A 376-nucleotide genomic window follows, 5' to 3' on the forward strand; every position below is an offset into this window, starting at 1 on the left:
TCGATCCAAAGCAAGTCAGCACCAGCATTAAGCGCACCGATACAATCGAATACACAACGCTCATGACCAGTACCTGAACGGAACTGGTATAGGCCAGAAGGAAGACGTTTAGGACGAACAAGCTTGCCGTCACGGCTGATTAGCACATCACCAGGAGCTGTTTCTTCTGGAGTAACTTCTTCAACATCTAGGTAAGAGTTGTAGATATCACCAGAATCGCCCGGCTCGTTAACTACTGCGATTTCTTTAGTAAGACCAGCACCTTCAGAGTCAGTACGTGCAACGATGATACCGTTGTCAATACCTAGCTCAAGGAAAGCGTGACGCAATGCACGGATCTTAGCGTGGAAGTCAGCGTGAGGAACAGTTACTTTAC

General features: G+C 47.6%; 1 pseudogene. It reads right to left on the bottom strand.

Annotated features, from left to right (window positions below):
• Positions 1-376 (bottom strand): annotated as a pseudogene (locus A3757_RS04435) (isocitrate lyase); the annotation flags it as partial.

Source organism: Oleiphilus sp. HI0117 (assembly GCF_001635235.1).